At 69.3% G+C, this 18,289-nt stretch carries 21 protein-coding genes; 3 read left to right on the plus strand and 18 right to left on the minus strand.

Annotated features, from left to right (window positions below):
- Positions 1-60: 60 nt before the first annotated feature.
- The 11 genes from KBZ33_RS00005 to sppA all read right to left on the minus strand — a co-directional run bounded on the left by KBZ33_RS00005 (position 61) and on the right by sppA (position 7,406).
- On the minus strand, positions 61-612 hold the full coding sequence (locus KBZ33_RS00005; RefSeq protein WP_254949796.1) for a transposase family protein: 552 nt from the start codon (positions 610-612) through the stop codon (positions 61-63).
- 268 nt (positions 613-880) lie between these two features.
- Positions 881-1,069, minus strand: coding sequence for a hypothetical protein (locus tag KBZ33_RS00010; protein WP_216905632.1), 189 nt, complete (start codon positions 1,067-1,069; stop codon positions 881-883).
- A 209-nt stretch (positions 1,070-1,278) separates the two neighbouring features.
- The gene (locus KBZ33_RS00015) at positions 1,279-2,769 is read right to left on the minus strand and encodes an AAA family ATPase (RefSeq protein WP_254949794.1); all 1,491 of its coding nucleotides are present in this window, start codon (positions 2,767-2,769) and stop codon (positions 1,279-1,281) included.
- Between the two features lie 3 nt (positions 2,770-2,772).
- A complete protein-coding gene (locus KBZ33_RS00020; protein ID WP_254949792.1) occupies positions 2,773-3,264 on the minus strand; it encodes a DUF177 domain-containing protein in 492 nt (163 codons plus the stop codon).
- Positions 3,261-4,400: a membrane protein insertase YidC gene (gene yidC / locus KBZ33_RS00025; RefSeq protein ID WP_254949790.1), complete on the minus strand. Its 1,140-nt coding sequence runs from the start codon at positions 4,398-4,400 to the stop codon at positions 3,261-3,263. The genes KBZ33_RS00020 and yidC overlap by 4 nt, the downstream gene beginning before the upstream one ends.
- A gap of 75 nt (positions 4,401-4,475) precedes the next feature.
- Positions 4,476-4,940: a PH domain-containing protein gene (locus tag KBZ33_RS00030; protein ID WP_254949789.1), complete on the minus strand. Its 465-nt coding sequence runs from the start codon at positions 4,938-4,940 to the stop codon at positions 4,476-4,478.
- The gene (gene rnpA, locus KBZ33_RS00035; RefSeq protein WP_254949787.1) at positions 4,906-5,313 is read right to left on the minus strand and encodes a ribonuclease P protein component; all 408 of its coding nucleotides are present in this window, start codon (positions 5,311-5,313) and stop codon (positions 4,906-4,908) included. Before rnpA ends, KBZ33_RS00030 begins: the two co-directional genes overlap by 35 nt.
- Before the next feature lie 19 nt (positions 5,314-5,332).
- The gene (gene rpmH, locus KBZ33_RS00040) at positions 5,333-5,470 is read right to left on the minus strand and encodes a 50S ribosomal protein L34 (RefSeq protein WP_015108935.1); all 138 of its coding nucleotides are present in this window, start codon (positions 5,468-5,470) and stop codon (positions 5,333-5,335) included.
- Between the two features lie 28 nt (positions 5,471-5,498).
- Complete coding sequence (locus KBZ33_RS00045) at positions 5,499-6,116, minus strand: DUF2808 domain-containing protein (protein ID WP_254949785.1); 618 nt, start codon at positions 6,114-6,116, stop codon at positions 5,499-5,501.
- 56 nt (positions 6,117-6,172) lie between these two features.
- Complete coding sequence (gene aroH, locus KBZ33_RS00050; RefSeq protein WP_254949783.1) at positions 6,173-6,589, minus strand: chorismate mutase; 417 nt, start codon at positions 6,587-6,589, stop codon at positions 6,173-6,175.
- A 4-nt stretch (positions 6,590-6,593) separates the two neighbouring features.
- On the minus strand, positions 6,594-7,406 hold the full coding sequence (sppA, locus tag KBZ33_RS00055) for a signal peptide peptidase SppA (protein WP_254949781.1): 813 nt from the start codon (positions 7,404-7,406) through the stop codon (positions 6,594-6,596).
- A gap of 98 nt (positions 7,407-7,504) precedes the next feature.
- Between sppA and KBZ33_RS00060 the strand changes: the two genes are divergently transcribed.
- The 3 genes from KBZ33_RS00060 to KBZ33_RS00070 all read left to right on the plus strand — a co-directional run bounded on the left by KBZ33_RS00060 (position 7,505) and on the right by KBZ33_RS00070 (position 11,603).
- Positions 7,505-8,467 carry a DMT family transporter gene (locus KBZ33_RS00060; RefSeq protein WP_254949777.1) on the plus strand — a complete coding sequence of 321 codons (963 nt, stop codon included), beginning with the start codon at positions 7,505-7,507 and terminating at the stop codon, positions 8,465-8,467.
- A complete protein-coding gene (locus KBZ33_RS00065) occupies positions 8,464-9,693 on the plus strand; it encodes a glycosyltransferase (RefSeq protein WP_254949774.1) in 1,230 nt (409 codons plus the stop codon). The genes KBZ33_RS00060 and KBZ33_RS00065 overlap by 4 nt, the downstream gene beginning before the upstream one ends.
- 62 nt (positions 9,694-9,755) lie before the next feature.
- Positions 9,756-11,603, plus strand: a complete 1,848-nt coding sequence (locus KBZ33_RS00070) for a glycosyltransferase family 39 protein (protein ID WP_254949771.1) — start codon at positions 9,756-9,758, stop codon at positions 11,601-11,603.
- On the opposite strand, the gene KBZ33_RS00075 is transcribed toward KBZ33_RS00070, so the two are convergent.
- From KBZ33_RS00075 to hpf, 7 genes are all read right to left on the minus strand, one after another.
- Positions 11,600-13,102 carry a cell wall metabolism sensor histidine kinase WalK gene (locus KBZ33_RS00075; RefSeq protein ID WP_254949770.1) on the minus strand — a complete coding sequence of 501 codons (1,503 nt, stop codon included), beginning with the start codon at positions 13,100-13,102 and terminating at the stop codon, positions 11,600-11,602. The two genes, KBZ33_RS00070 and KBZ33_RS00075, sit on opposite strands and share 4 nt — an antisense overlap.
- The gene (locus KBZ33_RS00080) at positions 13,099-13,563 is read right to left on the minus strand and encodes a response regulator transcription factor (protein WP_254949769.1); all 465 of its coding nucleotides are present in this window, start codon (positions 13,561-13,563) and stop codon (positions 13,099-13,101) included. The genes KBZ33_RS00075 and KBZ33_RS00080 overlap by 4 nt, the downstream gene beginning before the upstream one ends.
- Positions 13,564-13,640: 77 nt before the next feature.
- Complete coding sequence (locus tag KBZ33_RS00085; protein WP_254949814.1) at positions 13,641-14,828, minus strand: glycosyltransferase family 4 protein; 1,188 nt, start codon at positions 14,826-14,828, stop codon at positions 13,641-13,643.
- Positions 14,829-14,876: 48 nt separating this feature from the next.
- Positions 14,877-16,217 (minus strand): MFS transporter, encoded by a 1,341-nt coding sequence (locus KBZ33_RS00090; protein ID WP_254949768.1) that lies wholly within the window; start codon positions 16,215-16,217, stop codon positions 14,877-14,879.
- Positions 16,214-17,020: a DNA repair protein RecO gene (gene recO / locus KBZ33_RS00095; protein ID WP_254949766.1), complete on the minus strand. Its 807-nt coding sequence runs from the start codon at positions 17,018-17,020 to the stop codon at positions 16,214-16,216. The genes KBZ33_RS00090 and recO overlap by 4 nt, the downstream gene beginning before the upstream one ends.
- Positions 17,013-17,690, minus strand: coding sequence for a deoxyribose-phosphate aldolase (gene deoC, locus KBZ33_RS00100; RefSeq protein ID WP_254949764.1), 678 nt, complete (start codon positions 17,688-17,690; stop codon positions 17,013-17,015). Before deoC ends, recO begins: the two co-directional genes overlap by 8 nt.
- Positions 17,680-18,267: a ribosome hibernation-promoting factor, HPF/YfiA family gene (hpf, locus tag KBZ33_RS00105; RefSeq protein WP_254949762.1), complete on the minus strand. Its 588-nt coding sequence runs from the start codon at positions 18,265-18,267 to the stop codon at positions 17,680-17,682. The genes deoC and hpf overlap by 11 nt, the downstream gene beginning before the upstream one ends.
- Positions 18,268-18,289: the final 22 nt, after the last annotated feature.

Genomic DNA, 18,289 nt, shown 5'->3' on the forward strand with positions numbered 1-18,289 from the left:
AGCGGATCCGGACGGGTCCGCCCGCGGGGCTGGTTCGCCTGCGGTTGCAGCTGGTTTCGCTCAATCCGGCGGGCACTGCGCACTGAGATGCCCGCCGCTGCGGCAGCCGCCTCCTGGCTGCTGCCGCCTCGTCGTTTTGCCATGAACAGATTGCGTTGGTGGCTCGTCAGTGGTGCCGGCATCCCCTGGTCCCTGCGCATCGGCGCCAGGGTCTCCAGCACTCACCCCACCGGCCAACGAGCTTGTCGCCGACCGGCCAACTTCATTGTCGCCGGACAGGTCATAATCCTTGTCCTGATCAGCGATCTGGGCGATCATCCACTCCCTGAGCAACCTGAAGAGCGCCTCGATCTCCACCCGCTCAAACAGGTAGAGGAAGGTGGAATCGCAGGGTGCCTTGGGTAGCTCCAGATCCAGGGCTGCGGCGAACGCCCGGTGATGGCGCTTGGCAAAACGCTCCAGATCCCTGGCGCTGCGGCAGCCACTGAGGATGCCCAGGATCGCCATCAACAGTAGTAGCCACTGGGGGTAACGCACCCCTCGGCGCTTACGGCCTTCCGGCAACGCCTGCAGAAAGGCAATCAGATCAGCAGTGGCAGCGGGGTCGGCCAACGGACGGGAGCAGTCCCGACAAAACCGGCACCAGCATGGCCGCACCAGCCAACCCGTGACGGACTTTCAGTCGGCCCTGATCGCACGCCCAATCGCTACAAAACCTCTCGGGTGTTACTCCCGATTCCAGATGTCATCTCCGCGATGGGGCACCGGCGATCCGATCGATGGCTTATCACTATTCCAGTGGCCATCTGCGTACCAGGACAGATCTGCTCTCACTTGTTCGCCTCTTGCCATCGCAGAAGCTGGATTGGAGCTGTTGTCCTCAGTTGCTGGAGATCACCTGGCCCACCACCACGGCCGCCACGGCCGAGAACAGGGTGATGCCCAGGGCTGTGAGGGGGCTCTGGCCCTGGGCCACGGCCAGGGTGGTGATCACACCGGCCCCGAGGCTGGCCACGGCGAGCTGGGAAGTGAGTTCGCTGCCGGTGCGGGGGCTGGGGCTCGGGGTCACGGCGGCTTCTTCACGATTGATCGTCAGACGCTACGGGCGATGAAACGTTCTTCACCGTCGCCCCGTGCAAGCTGTTACCAGGCGTGGTTGTTCTTCATGAAGCCGTTACATCGAAGTGCATCGTCGCGGCCGCTCTGGGCCATGGCGGCATCTGCTGAATTCCTACAGATTGGTGCATCAAAAGTCTTCCACTTTCGTGCTGATTTGCCTCAGGAAAGCCGGCCGGCCCCGGAAGCCGGCCGGGCGCGGCCGCTGCTGGCCCAGCTGCGCAGGGCCTCCAGTTGCTCCCTGGCCGTGCGCGACAGGGGCACCACCTGGCTGGCGGCGGCGATCAGGTCGGCTTCCCCGAGTTCGCGGCCCTCGCCGAAGGCCAGGTGCATGGCCTCAATCACGGTCTGCTCCAGCTCGGCGCCGGAGAAGTCGGCGGTGCGGTCCACCAGCACCTCCAGCGGAATCGCATGGGCCGGCCGCCGCCGCCGCAGCTGCAGATCCAGGATGGCCCGGCGCTCTTCGCCGTCGGGCAGTTCCAGCAGGAAGATCTCGTCGAAGCGGCCCTTGCGCAGCAGTTCCGCCGGCAGCCGCTCCACAGCGTTGGCGGTGGCCACCACGAACACGGCGCTGCTCTTTTCTGCCATCCAGGTCAGCAGGCTTGCCAGCACCCGTTGGCTGGTGCCGCCATCGCTGCGGCCGTCACCACCTCCGAAGCCCTTGTCGATCTCATCGATCCAGAGCACGCAGGGGGCCATGGCCTCGGCCCGCTGGATCATCTCCCGGGTGCGCGCCTCACTGGCCCCCACCAGGCCCGCGAACAGGCGCCCCACATCGAGACGCAGCAACGGCATCGCCCAGCTGTGGGCGATCGCCTTGGCGGTGAGCGATTTACCCGTGCCCTGGGGACCGATCAGCAGCACCCCCCGGGGCAGGGGCAGGCCGTAGCGCTGGGCCTCCTCGCTGAAGGCCCGGTGGCGTTGCTCCAGCCAGTGTTTGAGGGTGTCCAGGCCGCCGATGTCGGCGGGGGTGGCCTCGGTGGGGCAGTACTCCAGCAGTTCGCTGCGGGCGATGGCCTGGCGCTTTTCCTCCAGCACCTCCGACAGGTCTTCGATCCCCAACTGGCCCCGCTGGGCCAGGGCCCGGGCGGCCAGCTGGCGCACCCGCTGCTCGCTCAGCCCGTGGCAGGCGGCCGTGAGCGGCTCCAGGACGTCCGGGGCCAGGGGCTGGCCGCTGGCCTCGGCAATGGCCCGCAGCAACCGGCCGATCTCGCGGGCCTCGGGCAGGGGCAGCTCCAGCAGGGTGACGCTGTCTTCCAGCTCCCGCGGCATCTGCCATTCCGGGGCGCTGATCACCAGGGTGTGGGGCACCTGCCGCAGGCTCACGGCCAAATTGCGCAGCCGCCGGCAGACGCCGGGATCATCGGCATAGCGGTGGAAGTCCTTCAGCAGCAGGATCGCCCCCTGCTCGGCGGGGAGCCCGTCCAGGCCGCCCAGGGCCGCCATCGGCTGACGCACCGCCTGGCCCTGCAGGTTGGCGACCCCGCTCAGGCCGCCGATGAAGTCCCAGCGCAGCAGGGTGCGGCCCCCCAGGCGCTCGGCGGCCCGCTCCAGCAGCCCCTCCACCCGCTCCTCCTCCAGGCTGCGGATCCACAGGATCGGCGTGCGGGAGCGGATCAGAAGATCCAGCTGATCGGCCAGGTTGTGGACCATGGCTCAGCGCAGGGAGCGGAGAGCCGCCCAGCGGGGATCACCGGCTCCGTCCCCGTTGGCGTCGCGCTGGGACAGCGGTGGGCCGGGACAGTCGGCACCGCAGCGGTTCACCAGTGGCAACTGCAGCGTGAGCTGTTCGAACAGCCAGCGCTCCGGATCGAAGTTGCTGCCGGGATCAAGGCACTCCACCGGATCCTCGGCCGCGAACACCACCTCCTCCTCCTGCGGGCCCGCCACGCCGATCTCCAGAAGCTCGCGGGCTTTGGCCGCCAGGACGTGGTTGTAGGTCTGCAGGCAACGGTCGCAGCAGAGGGTGATGATCGTTTCGGCCGTGCCTTCCACCTCCAGCACCGTGCCGTGGTGGATCGCCCGCAGCTGCCCTCGCACCGGGGTGAGGCTGGCCAGGCCAGCGATGGGCTGGTCGACCGGCCAGGTGCGACCGTCGCTGAGCAGCCGCAACTCCTGCAGGGGCAGTGGCTGCAGCCGGGGAATCATTTCTTGGCCTTGGGCTCGAAGGGCAACCGGCCGCCACCGCCGCCTGCGCCGGCCGTGGCCGTGGCCGGCTGCTGGGCGAGTTGCTTGTCGAGGATCGCCTGCAGGTTGTCGGGCAGGGCCTCACGGGTGAGCAGGAAGGTCTGGACCCCCTGGAACACGTTGGCCACCACCATGTAAAGCAGCACCCCGGCGGGGAGCGGGAAGAACAGGAACATCGCCGTGATCATCACCGGCGTGATCTTGTTGGCGGTGGCCTGCTGGGGATTGGCGGGCATGCCCATGCCCGAGAGCAGCTGGGACGCGAACAGGGAGGCACCGAAGGCCCCCACCAGGATGGCGATGTCCCAGTTGATCGCCCCATCGGTGTAGAAGCCCACCTGGCCCAGGGCCTTGATGAACAGGAAACCGCTGCGGGCCGCCAGGCCGGGAATACGCGCCTCAACGGTGGCGTCGCCGGTGGTCAGGGCCGTGATCGTGCCCTGGTCATCCACCTGCACCACACCCTCGCCCTTGGTCACCACCCAGCTGGGGGTGAAGCTGTCGCCGTGCTCGACCGTGCCCAGCAGGGAGCTGAAGCTGGTGCCGTCCTTGCCGTGCAGCTCCACCTGGGTGCTGTCACCCACGCCGAGCTTGGTGCCGCCCTCAAGGCTGGCGATCACGGGAACGTGCTCGGTTTCGCTGATGAAGATCGAGTGGCTGGCGCTGTTGAAGGGCTTGGTTTCCACCGCGGCGATCTCCCCGGCCGGCAGCACCTTGAGGTTGATCGGGTAGGGGACGTCGGCGAAGGGGGATCCCCGCAGGGTGGCGAACAGGGCGAACAGGATCGGCATCTGCACCAGCAGGGGCAGGCAACCCGACAGGGGGCTGCCGAACTCCTTCATCAGACCGCCCAGCTCCTCCTGCTGCTTCTGGGGGTTGTTGGCGTACTTGGCCTTGATTTCGGCCTGGCGTTGCTGCATCACCGGCTGGGCGATGCGCATGCGCCGGGCGCTGCGGATCGAGCCCGCGCTCAGCGGGAACAGGGCGAGGCGAATGACCACGGTGAGGGCCACGATCGCGAGCCCATAGCTGGGAACCAATCCGTAGAAGAAATCAAGGATCGGGAGCAGCAGGTTGTCGGAGATGTAGCCGATCACGGCAGGGGTGCGCTGGGGTGGGGACTCTCGGCTGCCAGTGTGCCCGACCGGGGAGACCGGATGGGGGTCAGGTGGTCAGGCGCTTTCACGGGCCGGGGGGGCGAAGCCGGCCGGCCCGGCGGCACCGGGCGTGCGGGGGGCGGCTTTGCTGCGGCTGTCGCGGCGCTCCTCGATGTAGGTCTCAAGTTCGCGGAAGCGGGGCACCGCCCGCATTTCGAGCTTGGCGCCGTCGTTGAGCACCAGCACCATGTCGCCCCAGGCGCCGAAGCCCCGCGGAACGGAGCGCACCTCGCGGATCTGGCTGTAGACGACCTGGGTGCGGTCGCGGCCGAGCCAGCCGCCGCTGACGCTGATCCGCCGGCTGGTGATGCGGAACCGCAGCCACAGCGCCCGCACGATGGCCCCCACGGCAAAGGGGATGCCGATCAGGGTGAGGCCGAACAGCAGGTTGATGAGCAGGTCGCCCTTGGCGGGGCCCCCCTCGTAGAAGACCGTTTCATTGATCTCAAGTTTGTTCTCCACCCTGTCCTCCGGGGTCAAGGAGCAATCCTGCCTGGCTCAGCAGATGGGTGCATTCTCCCAGCAGCTGGGCCTCGCCGCGCTCCAGGCAGCCGGGCTTGAGCGTGATCAGCAGCCAGAGGGGATGGGCCGGGGCCGGGGGTTGGCGGAGCAGCTGGTCGTGGAACAGGCGACGCAAGCGATTGCGGCGCACCGCCAGCTTGCTCACCTTGCTGCTGACAACAAGGCCGCACCGCCAGAGACTGGCGCGCGGTGGTGTACCGGGTTGCAGCAGGGACGGGTCAGCCTTCAGGACACGGAGCACCAAGGCCGGGCCCTGAAAACGGCGCCCCTGGCGGTACAACCGATCAAAGACTCGCCTTCCCCTGAGCCGGTGCTTCTGCGGCAGGGCCACGGCCCCCTCCCGGTCGGCCTCAGACCGCCAGGCGGGCCCGGCCGCGGCGACGGCGGGTGCGGATCACACGACGACCGGTGTGGGTGCGCATCCGCACCCTGAACCCCGAGACCCGCTTGCGCTTGCGGCTTGTTCCTTCCAATGTGCGCTTCGTCATTCTGCTGTCTGCTCAGTGGGTCACCCTATCAGTTGGAGCCGTTGGGCACGATCTGGATCAGCCAGCTGCCCAGGTAGCCCGAGACAGGGATGTCGCCGGGGGCCTGGGCCAGGGCGTTGAACTGATACATGCCGGCGTTGAACGGGTTGAACACGTTCATGTAGACCCCGATGGTGTCCTTGTCGGAGATAGGGGTTTCCGGAAAGATGTCGATGGTTTTGCCGTTTTCCGATACTTCGATCGTGGCTGGAATGGTCTGCTGGCAGCGGGTTCTCTTCAGCATTCCCCCTTCACTCATCTTGCAGAGCTTGACCTGCTTGGGATCGATCTTGCTGTCGAAGTGGCTGGGAACGCTGATGCTCAACTTGAGGATGGCCGTCTTGCGGTCCTTCGGCCGCAGCATCAGGTAGTACTCCGCCCGCTGCATGCGGGTGGTGTCGGTGGTGAAGAAATAAAGCTTGCGGTAGTCCTTGTTGTTTTCCCAGCGGAATTCCATCAGCCCGGGGGTGCCCTGGGCGAGGGACGGAGGGGTGGCGACAGGGGAGAGGACGGTGGCGGTGGCCACGGCCAGCGCTCCGAGGCTGGCGGTGCCCAGACGGCCGATCAAGCCCAGGGCATGGGACCGCTCACGCGGAAGGGAAGGCATGGCCGGAAGAGATGTCATCACAAAAGTCTCAACACGCCCATGCGCCTGTCGCGAGATCAGTGGTCGGCGGGGGAGCTGGCTGGGGCCGAAGGGTGCCCCGAATCAGCCCGGTCGGGGCGCAGCCGGGCGGCGTCCCGCAGGTAGGGATGCACCACTTCCCGCTTGGCCTCCATCCAGGCGTGGGCCAGGAGTCGGATGCAGCGGGGTAGGTCGCCGGCCACCGCCATCTGCTGGCAGTCCAGCAGGGCCACCTGGCCCCAGTCGGTACGGCGCCTGGCGATCGCGGCCGGGAAGCAAGCGTCCAGGTCGGCCGTGACGGAGAAGGTCACGGAAAGCACCCGCTCTCCCACCAGGCCGTTGCGTTGCAGCAACGCGTCGATCAGTTCGGCTACGGCCTCTGCGATCGCTTCGCCGCTGTTGGCGCTGGCGGTGGTGGCTCCCCGCAGGGCCCTCAGCTCGAGACCAGGCTTCATGACGTCAGGGGCGATGGAGCCAGAGGGGCTGGCCAGTCCAGGCCAGCTCCAGGCTCAGGGACTGGGACAGCTGCTGCAGCAGTGTGGCTCCCGGCAGCAGGCCGAGCAGCTTTCTGGGCGGTTTGCCGAAGCTGACGGTGCGGGTTTTCTCCGGATCCAGCCCGGCCAGCTCCGCCGCCAGTCGCCGGGCACTCTCCTCGTCGCCGAGGACGTCCACCAGGCCCAGGGGCAGGGCCTGGGCGCCACTGAAGACCCGCCCGTCAGCGAAACCGCGCACCGCCGCCTCCTCCAGGCCCCGACCGACGGCGACCGCGGCGACGAACTGGCCGTAGCTGGAATCGATCAGCTCCTGCAGCAGCTGGCGTTCCGCGTCCGAGAGGCCGCGGTCGGGCGAAAGGATGTCCTTGTAAAGGCCGCTCTTGACGGTTTCGAAGCGGATGCCGATCCGTTTCAGCAGTCGGGACAGATCGTTGCCCCGCAGGATCACACCGATCGAACCGGTGATGGTGCCGGGATTGGCGACGATCTTCTCCGCCGCCACCCCCACGTAGACGCCGCCGGAAGCGGAGATGTTGCCGAAGCTGGCCACCACCCGGCAGCCCTTCTCCCGCAGCCGCAGCAAGGCTGCGTGGATCTCCTGGCTGTCGCCGACGGTGCCACCGGGACTGTCGATGCGCAGCAGCAGGGCGGGGCACTCCCGTTGCTGCACCTGCTCGATGGCCTTGAGTACCCGGACGCGGGTGCCCCCGGCGATCGGCCCTTCGATGGCGATGCGCGCCAGGGTTCGACGGGACTTGCGGCGCCAGGGCCAGGGCATTGTGGAGAGGCGTGGTGGCTGGATCTTAAAAAGAAGCCCTTGATGGGCCCGCTGCCACGCCGTTCACCCCTTCACCTCCGACCCAGGCCGCACGCCCCATGCCCCGGACCCTGCGCTGGGTGTTGATGCTTCTGCCCTTCGCCCTCTGGGGCACCGCGATGGCGGCGATGAAGCCGTTGTTGGTGGGGTCGTCCCCGGCGATGCTGGCCAGTCTGCGGCTGCTGCCCGCCGGGGTGGTGCTGCTGCTGGCGGCCCGCGTCCTGGGGCGCTCCTGGCGCATTGATCCTGTGGATTGGCCCTGGCTGCTGCTGTTCGCCGCCGTCGACGGCAGCCTGTTCCAGGGGCTGCTGGCCCGCGGGCTGGGTCAGACCGGGGCCGGCCTCGGCTCGGTGCTGATCGATTCCCAGCCCCTGCTGGTGGCCCTGCTGGCCCGCACCCTGTTCGGCGAAGCGATCAATCCGGTCGGCTGGCTGGGCCTGTTGATCGGTCTGCTGGGCATCCTCTGCCTGGGACTGCCGGGGGAGGTGCTGCGCCATTGGTGGCTGCAGGGCCCACCGGCCCTCCAGGGGCAGGCCTGGAGCCATGGCGAGGCCTGGATGCTGGCGGCGGCGGCGGCGATGGCCGTGGGCACCGTTCTCTGCCGCTACGCCACCCGCCGCAGCGACCCGGTCGCCATCACCGGCTGGCACATGCTGCTCGGCGGCGTGCCCCTGGTGCTGGTGGCCGGCGGCGAGTCCCTGCTGCGGCCGGAGGCCGCGGCCTTCTGGCCCCACTGGAGCCTGGGCCAATGGGGCCTGATGGCCTATGCGGCCCTGCTCGGCAGCGCCCTGGCCTATGGCCTGTTCTTCTGGTTCGCCAGCAGCGGCGATCTCACCGGTTTCACCGCCCTCACCTTCCTGACGCCGGTGTTCGCGGTGCTCTGCGGCGTGCTGCTGCTGGACGAGCGGCTGGGGCCCCTGCAATGGCTCGGTGCCGTGCTCGCCCTGATCTCGGTGCTGCTGATCAACCAGCGCGGCCGGCTCTGGCAGGCCAGCGGCAGGACGGAGCCGGCCGCGCCGTGACCCGCACGCTGCTGTTCGTCCACCAGAACTTCCCCGGCCAGTACCGCCACCTGGCGCCGGCCCTGCAGCGCCGCGGCGATCGGGTGTTGGCGATCGGTGGCCCCACCAGCCAGCCCCTGCCTGGCACCCCGCTGCATCGCTACGACCCGCTGCCGGCCGGTGGGGTGCCCCCCTGCCACCCCTGGGCGGCTGATTTCCAGACCAAGGTGCTGCGGGCCGAGGCGGTGGTCCGTTGTCTGGAGCCCCTGCTGCAGGCCGGTCTACGCCCCGATCTGGTGATCGGCCATCCGGGCTGGGGCGAACTGCTGGTGGTGAAGGACCTGCTGCCGGAGGTGCCGGTCCTGCACCAGGTGGAATTCGTCTACCAGCTGCAGGGGGGAGATGTGGGATTCGACCCCGAGTTCACGGCCGCGGACTGGCGCCAGCGGGCCCGGCTGCGCCTGCGGCGGGCCCCCCAGCTCCTGGCCCTCCAGGACCTGGACTGGGGCCTGGCCCCCACCCCGTGGCAGGCCAGCACCGTGCCGGCGGAGTATCGCCAGAGGTTGAGCGTGATCCATGAGGGCATCGACACCACGGCGATCGCTCCGGAGGGGCCCGCCCGGTTGCAGCTGCAGCGCGCTGGCCTGAGCTTCGTTCGCGGTGACGAAGTGGTGACTTTCGTGGCCAGGAATCTGGAGCCCTACCGCGGCTTCCACACCTTCATGCGCATGCTTCCCCTGCTGCAGCGGCTGCGGCCCAGGGCCCAGGTGGTGATCGTGGGAGGGGAGGGGGTGAGCTACGGCGCGGCGCCCCCCGGCGGCGGCAGCTGGAAGGAAGCGATGCTCCAGGAGTTGGGCGACGACCTCGATCGCCGTCGGGTCCACTTCGTCGGCCGTGTGCCCCACCCGGTGCTGCATGAGCTGTTCCGGGTCTCCGCCTGCCACGTGTATCTCACCGTTCCCTTCGTGCTCAGCTGGAGCCTGCTGGAGGCGATGAGCTGCGGTGCCCTGGTGATCGGCTCGGCCACGCCCCCGGTGCAGGACGTGATCGTCGATGGCCGCAATGGTCTGCTGGTGGATTTCTTCGATCACCAGGCCCTGGCCCAGCGGGTTGCGTCGGTGCTCGCCGATCCTTCGCCCCACGCCGGGCTGAGGCAGGCAGCCCGCCAGACTGTGGTGGAGCGGTTCGATCTGGCCCGGGTCTGCCTTCCCCAGCAGCTGGAGCTCGTGGATCGGCTGATGGCCTGACGGGGCGACACAAGACCAGGACGGTGGGGAGCGATAGGTTCCCTGCGGTTCGCCCAGCCGGTTTGACCGCCCTGCCCAACCCCCAGCGCCGCCGCTTGCTGCTGATCACCTTGCTGCTGGGCCTGGCCCTTTATGCCTGGCAGCTGGGCAGCACGGGCCTGGTGGATGAAACGCCGCCGCTGTTCGCGGCTTCGGCGCGGGCCATGGCGGAAACGGGCGACTGGCTGATCCCCCGGGTTAACGGGCTGCCTCGCTACGACAAGCCGCCCCTGGTGTACTGGTTGATGGGGCTCATCTATGCCCTGCCCGGCCAGGAGCAGTGGAATCCCCTGGGCACCTGGGCCGCCCGGTTCCCCTCCGCCCTGGCCGCCATCGGCGTGATGCTGGCCCTGGCCGACACCCTGCTGCGCTGGCCCCAGCCCCCCTTCGCCGCCCCCCTGCCGCTGCGTCCGGGCCTGACGGCCCTCAGCGCCGCCCTGGCCTTCGGCCTCTCCCCCCTGGCCCTGGCCTGGGGCCGCACGGCCGTGAGTGATTCCCTGTTCAGCGGCCTGGTGGCCCTGGCGCTGCTGCTCTGCTGGCAGGCCTATGCCGACCCGGCGCGGCGCTGGTGGCTGCCGTGGCCCGTGCTGGGGCTGGCTGTGCTGGCCAAGGGGCCGGTGGCGGTGGTGTTGCTGGCGATCACCCTGCTGCTGTTCGGCTGGCTTCAGGCCGACGTCGGTGGGCTCTGGCGCCGGCTGCGGCCCCTGCGGGGCCTGGTGCTCACCGCCCTGGTGGCCCTGCCCTGGTATCTCCTGGCGCTCCACAGCGAAGGCCGTCCCTTCTGGGACAGCTTCTTCGGTTATCACAATCTGCAGCGCTTCACCGAGGTGGTCAACCGCCACCTACAGCCGTGGTGGTTCTTTCTGCCGGTGATGGTGGTAGCCAGCCTGCCGGTGACCCCGCTGCTGCTGCTGGGCCTGGCCCGGGCCATCGGCCCGTTGCGCCTGTCCTGGTGCCCCACGCGGCCGCAGCCGCCCGCCGCCTCCCTGGCCCGTTTTGCCGCCTGCTGGCTCCTGGCGGTGCTGCTGTTCTTCACCGCCGCCGCCACCAAGCTGCCGAGCTACTGGCTGCCTGCCACGCCCGCCGCTGCCCTGCTGATCGCCCTGGCGGCCCAGACGGCCTGGGCTGGCGGCAGCGGCGGTGGTGGTGGCCGGCCCTGGGAGCGCTGGGCCTGGGGCCTGAGCCTGTTGCTGGTGACGGGCCTGGGAGTGGCGTTCCTGCTGGCTCCCCTGTGGCTGCCCCTGATCAACGATCCAGAGCTGCCCACCCTGGCGGCGGAGCTCGATGGCAGCCCGCTGGTGCCCCTGGTGGCCACCTGCTGGCTGCTGGCGGCCCTGCTGGGCTGGCTCTGCCGACGCCGGCGCCCCCCCCTGCGCTTGCTGGCCCTGCAGCTGCCGCTGGTGTTGTTCGTCCCCACGGCCCTGATTCCGTTGTGGAGCGTGGGCGATCGCCTGCGGGGGGGGCCCGTACGCCAGATGGCGGCGGCGCTGCACCGCGAGGGCCGTCCCGGGGAGTCCGTGGCGATGGTGGGCGTCCTCAAGCCCTCGCTGCACTACTACGGACGGCGGGTGGTGATCTACGAGGGCATTGGCGTGGAGGGTCCCATCAACCTGGCGGAGCGGCTGCGCCTGGAGCGCCGGGTGGGCCAGCAGCCCAGCACCCCGGACGCCCAGCCCACCGTGTTGGTGGTCATCGACCAGACCACCGCGCGCGCTCCCTTCTGGCGCCACCTGGGCGCCACCGAGATTGACCGTGCCGGGGTGTACCGGCTCTGGCGCCTCGACCGCCGTCGCCTTGAGGCCTCGGTCGCGCAGCTGCGGCGGAACGGCTTCGCTTCCGACTGGCAGGCGCCCCGGCCGGAGCGTTACTAGGCCGCCGGCAGGCGGATGTGAAAGCGGCTGCCGACACCGATTTCGCTTTCGACGTCGATGGAGCCCCCCATCGCCTCCACCAGCAGCTTCACCACCGACAGGCCGAGGCCCGAGCCCCGCTCGTGCTCGATGGCATTGCGACCGCGGTGGAAGCGATCGAACACCTTGGGGATGTCCTCCAGGGCAATGCCGATGCCCTGGTCCTGGACGCTGATGCACAGCGTGTCGGCGTCCTGGGACAGGTTGAGGTGGATCGGTCGGCCCGGAGGCGAGTACTTGTCAGCGTTCTCGATCAGGTTGAGCAGCACCTGCTGCAAGCGGTCGGTTTCGGCCACCGCATGGATCGGCCCCTCGGCGGCCTCCTTGGGCAGGGTGAGCAGCAGGGGGCGAGACAGCTGGCTGCGGGCGAGGTCGCAGGCGGTGGTGAGCACTTCATCCACCGCCACCGGCCCCAGCACCATCTGCAACTGGCCGGATTCGCTGCGGGAGAGATCCAGCAGGTCGTTGAGCATGCGGGTGATGCGGTGGGTTTCGGCTTCGGTGGTGGCCAGGGCACGCATCTGCTCGGGATCCAGGTTCTGACCGCGGCGCTGCAGGCGGCGCAGGTAGCCGCTGATGATCATCAGCGGGTTGCGCAACTCGTGGGAAACCAGCCCCACGAAATGGCGCTGCTGGCTCCAAGCCAGGGCCAGTCGATCCAGGAGCCCATTGAAGGACCCCGCCAGCTCCGCCACCTCCAGGGGGGGCCGATCCAGTTTGAGGTGGCTGCTGGCCAGACTTGCGGAGGTGACGCTGGCCGCCAGGCGATGAAGATCCTTCAGAGGCTGGACGATGCGGCGCGTCAGGATCGAGATCGCGACCAGGGTGAGCACCAGGCACAGGATCCAGACCCCGGCGAGCCCCAGCAGCCTGCTGCGCAGGCTGGCGACACTGGTGCTGATGTCCTCGGCGACCCAGAGCCGGCTGCCTCCGGGCGAACGGTGGAGGGTGTAAGTGAGATAGCTGTTGCCCACCGGATCCTTCACCAGGCGGCGATCCGTGCCGATCAGCAGGGGCGAGAAGGATCGCACCGACCAGGCGCTGCTGTGCGCCGCCATGGCCTGTCCGACCAGGCTGGAGAGGGCCATACCCTCGCCGGCGACCGGCCTGGGCAGGAGCAGGGAGCCATCCGCATGCTGCACCCAGAAGACGCGCTCCCGGTCACTGCGGCGCTCCAGCTCCTCGCGCAGGGGGGCGGAGTCGGTGGCGGACGGATCGCCGACGAGTCGATCCAGCGCGTCGGCCAGGGAGCCCGCTGCAAGCCGCTCACCATCGTGCTGGGGATGCAGCAGACCGTCCCGATTGATGAAGAGGGTGAAGGCGGCGGCGGCGGTGAACCCCAGAACCATCGATGCAAAGGCCGCCAGCCTGAGCTGGCCGAGCAGGCTGCCGAACAGGTACCGACGCCAGCCATGGGGAGGCGGCCCTGCCGGGGGAGGAACGGATGGCTGGGTCGTCACTGGGAGCCGTTCTCGCTCCTCCTGGGCAGGAGACGCTCCAGCAGCTCGGGGAGACGGTCGAGCAGTTGGTGCTTGAGCACGTAGGCGTCGGCGCCGGCCTCCTGGGCCTGGCGGCGACGTTCGGGATCGTCCAAGGAGGTGAAGATCACCACCGGCACGGTGAAGCCTTGGGCGCGCAGATCACGCAGGCATTGGATGCCGTCGCAATCGGGCATCTGCACGTCGAGCAAGACGAGGTCGATCCCCCCTTCCCCCAGCACCCTCTCCAGGCCGAGGCCATTGCTGAGGGAGCGGACCTCGCAGCCGGAGTCCGCCAGCTCCTCGGCCACCATGGCCCGGATGTGGGGGTCATCGTCCACGATCGAGACGGTGGGCCTTTCAGGGCAGGTCATGACCTGGGTGGCGGTGGGGACGTTCGCCCGCTGTACCGAACGTCCCTGAAGGGGGAGGGGTGAGTTCATGGAGCCTGGAACCGTGCTTCATCTTGACGCGATTTGAGCCAATAGGCAGGGTTTAAAAGTGGCTGAAAACAGCCAGATCAGGCGGCCACCGGTTGGGGACAGAGTTCCTGGTAGAGCTTCTCGAGAGCATCGATGTTGCCGGTCAGGGTGTAACGCTCCAAGGCTCTGTTGCGGGCCCGTCGTCCCAGTTCGGCCGTCAGCACCGGCTGATCCCGCAGCACCGGAAGCAGGGTGCGCAGCTGGGTGGTGACGCCCTGGGTGCTGATCACAATGCCCGCACCGCCCTCCAGCACCTCCCCATCGGCGCCGGCATCGGTGGCCACACAGGCGGTGCCGCAGGCCATGGCCTCCAGCAGGGCCAGGGACAGTCCTTCCACAAGCGACGGCAGCAGGAACACCTCGGCCAGCTGCAGCAGGGCCACCCGCCGGGCCCGGCTGGCCTCGTAGCCCCACCAGATCACGTCGGCTTCCGTGCCGTTCTGCAGCGAGGAGCGCAGGGGGCCGTCCCCCACGATCACGAGCACGCAGGCCTCGGGACGCACCAGCCGCCAGGCCTTCAGCAGGGCCTCGACGTTCTTCTCGGTGGCCACCCGGCCCATGTAAAGGAACACGCGCCGGCCGCCCACCCTCAGCCGCAGCTGGGCCAGGTCGGGTTCGCTGCCTGGGGCCGCCGGTGCCCAGGCCTCGGTGTCCACACCGTTCGGGATCACTGCCAGCCGCTCTCGACGCACCCCCAGGCGCACCAGCACATCGGCCTGCAGCTCGGAGAACACGATCACCCGGTCGAATTTCGCCAGGGAGGGGGCGTAGAGCTGGTAGGTCAGCTGCTGGGTGCCGGCGGTGAGGTTGCGCAGCCCGGCGTCGAAGGGCGGGTGGAAGGTGGCCACCAACGGCAGACCCAGCTGCTGGCAAAGGTCGGGCAGGCGAAAATCCAACGGCGAGAGGGTGAGGCTGGCGTGGACCAGATCGGGCCGCTGCCGCTCCAGGGACTCCCGCAATTCCCGTTGGGCGCCTGGGGAGGGGATCGTGTACATCTGCGACTTCACCAGGTAGGGCAGGGCCACCTCGGGGTTGTCATCCGGTCGTCCGACCCGATCCAGCTCGCTCGCCCCCGCTTCCGGCCGGCCCAGGGAGGGGGTGGGCGTGTCGAAGTGGATGAAGCTCACCGAGTGGCCGCGCTGCCGGAGGGCTTCGGTGGTGCTCAGGCCGTAGGTGACGTTGCCGCAGAACGGGGATTTCTTGCCCAACCAGGCAATGTGCATCACCTGTATGGCATCACGCAACAGCGGAATTTAGCAGCGATGGGCGAGCCTTCAGCTGTTGCGCCAGGGGCGTTCACTCAGGGCGGCGATGGCCGCGATGGCCGCCAGCCCCCACAGCACCGGCAGCAGCCCGTAGCGACTCACCACGGTTCCCGCCAGCACCAGGGGCAGGCTGAGGGCGATGTTGATCAGGTTGTTCTGCAGGCCGAACACACGGCCGCGCTGGTTCTCCGGGGTGTCCTCCTGGATCGTGGTCTGGGCGGGGATCGCCAGCAGGGCGGCGCCCACCCCCAGCAGGCCGCAGAGCAGCAGGGTGAAAACCAGGTTGCCGCGCAGCTGGCCCAGCAGCACCAGACACCAGGCGATGGTTCCGAGGCCCGCACTGGCCAGCAGGCGCCTGCTGAAGCGTTCGCCCAGCTGGGCCATGGCCAGGGCCCCTACGGCCAGCCCCAGTCCGCTCATGGCCAGCAGCACCCCGAAGCGGGTGGGCCCGAGCCCGCCGATCGCGGCCGCGAGGCTGATCGCCAGCACATACAGGGCGGCCAGCAGGCTGTAAAGCAGCACCAGCTGGATCATGGCGCTGCGCACCTTGGGCCGCTCCCGCAGCACCTGAACCCCTTCGCCGATCTCCTCCCAGACGGAGATGGAGCGGGGCTCCCGCGGCGGTTCAGAGATCTCGATGCCGGCGATGACCACGGCCGCGGCGCCGTAGCAGAGCGGCAACAGCACGAATTCTCCACCGGGGATGCCCACCTGGGCCAGCAGGGTGCGCAGCAGGCGCAGGATCGGGTCACCGAGGGCGAAACCGACGATGGTGGCGGCCATGCTGGTGGCCTGGTACACCGAGTTGGCGGCGAGCAGCTGGGGATAGCTCACCAGCAGCGGGATGGCCGCCTGCTCGGCCGGAGCGAAGAACTGGGTCAGCACCGACTCGAAGAACGTCATCGCCACCAGGGCCCAGTAGCCCCAGCTGAGCCCCAGCCACATCGGCCCCGGCAGCAGGCACAGGGGGGCCAGCATCACCAGGGCGGCACGCAGGCCATTGGAGGCCACCATCACGGTGCGCTTCGGCCAGCGGTCGGCCCAGACCCCTGCCACCGTCCCCAGCAGCATCGCCGGCACGGTGTTGGCCACGTAGATGCCGGTGGCCAGCAGGGTGATCATCTGGGCCCGGGTCTCGAAGCTCATCCGGAAGGCCGCGGCCGCCTCGGCGAGGGCCGCGTTGCTCTGCGGCGTGTCCGTCACCCAGTACTGGGCGATCAGGAACACCATCAGCACGATGTAGAACTTGTCCGCCAGCTGGGAGAACACCTGGCCGATCCAAAGCCGCCGGAACCCCGGCAGGGCCAGGACTCCGGCCAGTCCCCGCTCGGTCTTGCCGCTCGGGCTCATGCTGGCTCGGACGGTTGGGAGGGCATGGAGTCGCAGGCGGTCCGCAGCAGTCTGAAGGCTCGGGGTCTCTGACCGAGATGCTCCCCGCACCAGGACTCCACCAGATCCAGCAGGTGCAGCCACACCGCCTCCGGACCCATCAGCTGGCCGTCGCGGCGGCGGGGCGGGGCGGGTCGCGTCAGCCGCTGCAGCAGGGCCAGCTCGGAGGCGTTGAGCATCACCCGGGCACCAGGGATCGCGCCGATCGCCAGCCCCTCACTGGGCAGCAGGCTGCAGCGCCAGGCCCAGTCGCCGATCGGCGGCAGCAGCGGAGCGCCGCTGCGGACACAGTGCTGCAGGGGCAGGGCGAAGCCCCCCAGGGCCAGCAGGTGGACGCTGCCCTGCACGGCCACCGCCAGGGCCTCCACCCGCTCGGCACGGTCGGTCACCACCGCCTCCAGGCGCCCGAGCTGGAGGAGAAGGTTGGCGAGCACCCCCGGGGCGGGAGCCTCGGCGGGCACGAGTTTCAGGCACAGCTCGGCCAGGGCCTGGGCGGCGGCCAGGGTCTCCAGCCGCTGGGCCAGGCCGCTGTAGTTGCGCAGCACCCGCAGCTGCCGCACCCGCCGCAGCCCACTGCCGCCCCCCACCTGAAGAAACAGGTGGGCCAGGGGCACCGCCGCCGCCAGGCTGCTCTTCGGCCGGCGTGCCCCCGGCACCGCCAGTCGGGTGAGGCCTTCGCTCTCGCTGAGCAGGGTGAGCAGCCGGTCGTGTTCCCCCAGGGGGCGACAGGTGAGCGCCAGGCCCTCCAGAGCGCGTTCAGGCACCGGCGCGCAGGGCCTGCATCAGGGCCACGCCCCGGCTCGTCCCCAACCGGCTGGCGCCAGCCGCCACCAGGGCGAGCGCCTGCTCCAGATCGGCAATGCCGCCGGAGGCTTTCACCGCGGCGCGGCCCCTGGCCAGCGCCATCAGCTGGGCCACCTGGTCGGTCGTCACCGGAGCGCCGAAACCGCTGCCTGTCTTGAGATAACGCACGCCGGCGTCGATGCTGATCTCCACCAGCAGGGCCAGGGCCTCGGGGTCCAGCCGGCCCATCTCCAGGATCACCTTCACCGGCAGACCCAGGTCGGTGATGGCCGCCAGGTCATCGAGCACGGCGCTGCCGTCGCCATCGGCGAGGGCGCCGAAATCCGGCACCACGTCCAATTCGTCGGCACCGGCGGCGGCGGCCCACTCCGCCTCGGACCGTTTGATCGCCGCCGGAATGGCTCCGAAGGGGAACCCCACCACGGCGATGAGTTTCACCGCCCCATCGACCGGCAGCCGTTCGCGGGCCAGCGGCAGCCAGCGCGAGGCCAGGCACACGCCGGCGAAGCCGAAGTGGCGGGCCTCATCGCAGCAGCGCAGGATCGCCTCCCGGCCCCGGTGGGGGTCCAGAAGCGCGTGATCGATCAGGGGGGCGAGATCGGGCCGTTCCTGGTGCCGCTCAGGTGTCACGGGCCTGGATGACGCCGAAGCCACCGTGGTTGCGTCGGTAGACCACCTGGATCTGGCCGGTGCCCGAGTCGCGGAACATGTAGAAGTCGTGGTCGATCAGATCCAACTGATGCAGGGCCTCCTCCAGGTCCATCGCCGGCATGGCGAAATACTTGCGACGCACGCCCCGGTGCGGCACAGCCGGTTCGAGACCCTCGGTGAGGGAGTCGCCGGGATTGGGGAGCGTGGCGGCTCCGGCCTCTTCCGCGGCGGCTGAGCGGTGGACCGGTCCCTGGGTGCGCTCCTGGAGACGGTCCTTGTAGCGGGTCAGCTGGCGGCTCAGCTTGGTGGCCACGAGGTCGATGCTGGCGTACAGGTTCTCGCTGCGTTCCTGGGCCCGAATCACCATGCCGTTGGCGAACACGGTGACTTCGGCCGTCTGCTGCGGAACCCTGGGGTTGCGGGCCACCGACAGGTGCACGTCGGCTTCCTTGACGAGGCCATCGAAGTGGCTGATGGCGCGGTTGAGCTTGGCTTCGGTGTACTCCCTGATCGCTGGTGTGACGTCGAGGTTGCGGCCGTGGATCAGCAGTTTCATTCGGGTGCGCTCCTCCAGAGGA

It is taken from the genome of Cyanobium sp. Cruz-8D1, assembly GCF_024345975.1.
Lineage (GTDB): Bacteria > Cyanobacteriota > Cyanobacteriia > PCC-6307 > Cyanobiaceae > Cyanobium.

Excerpts from the sequence above, each read along its gene's own strand:
- KBZ33_RS00015 (WP_254949794.1), bottom strand. The coding sequence starts at position 2,769 with ATGGTCCACAACCTGGCCGATCAGCTGGATCTTCTGATCCGCTCCCGC.
- KBZ33_RS00020 (WP_254949792.1), bottom strand. The coding sequence starts at position 3,264 with ATGATTCCCCGGCTGCAGCCACTGCCCCTGCAGGAGTTGCGGCTGCTC.
- rpmH (WP_015108935.1), bottom strand. The coding sequence starts at position 5,470 with ATGACGAAGCGCACATTGGAAGGAACAAGCCGCAAGCGCAAGCGGGTC.
- KBZ33_RS00045 (WP_254949785.1), bottom strand. The coding sequence starts at position 6,116 with ATGCCTTCCCTTCCGCGTGAGCGGTCCCATGCCCTGGGCTTGATCGGC.
- aroH (WP_254949783.1), bottom strand. The coding sequence starts at position 6,589 with ATGAAGCCTGGTCTCGAGCTGAGGGCCCTGCGGGGAGCCACCACCGCC.
- sppA (WP_254949781.1), bottom strand. The coding sequence starts at position 7,406 with ATGCCCTGGCCCTGGCGCCGCAAGTCCCGTCGAACCCTGGCGCGCATC.
- KBZ33_RS00060 (WP_254949777.1), top strand. The coding sequence starts at position 7,505 with ATGCCCCGGACCCTGCGCTGGGTGTTGATGCTTCTGCCCTTCGCCCTC.
- KBZ33_RS00080 (WP_254949769.1), bottom strand. The coding sequence starts at position 13,563 with ATGAACTCACCCCTCCCCCTTCAGGGACGTTCGGTACAGCGGGCGAAC.
- KBZ33_RS00090 (WP_254949768.1), bottom strand. The coding sequence starts at position 16,217 with ATGAGCCCGAGCGGCAAGACCGAGCGGGGACTGGCCGGAGTCCTGGCC.
- hpf (WP_254949762.1), bottom strand. The coding sequence starts at position 18,267 with ATGAAACTGCTGATCCACGGCCGCAACCTCGACGTCACACCAGCGATC.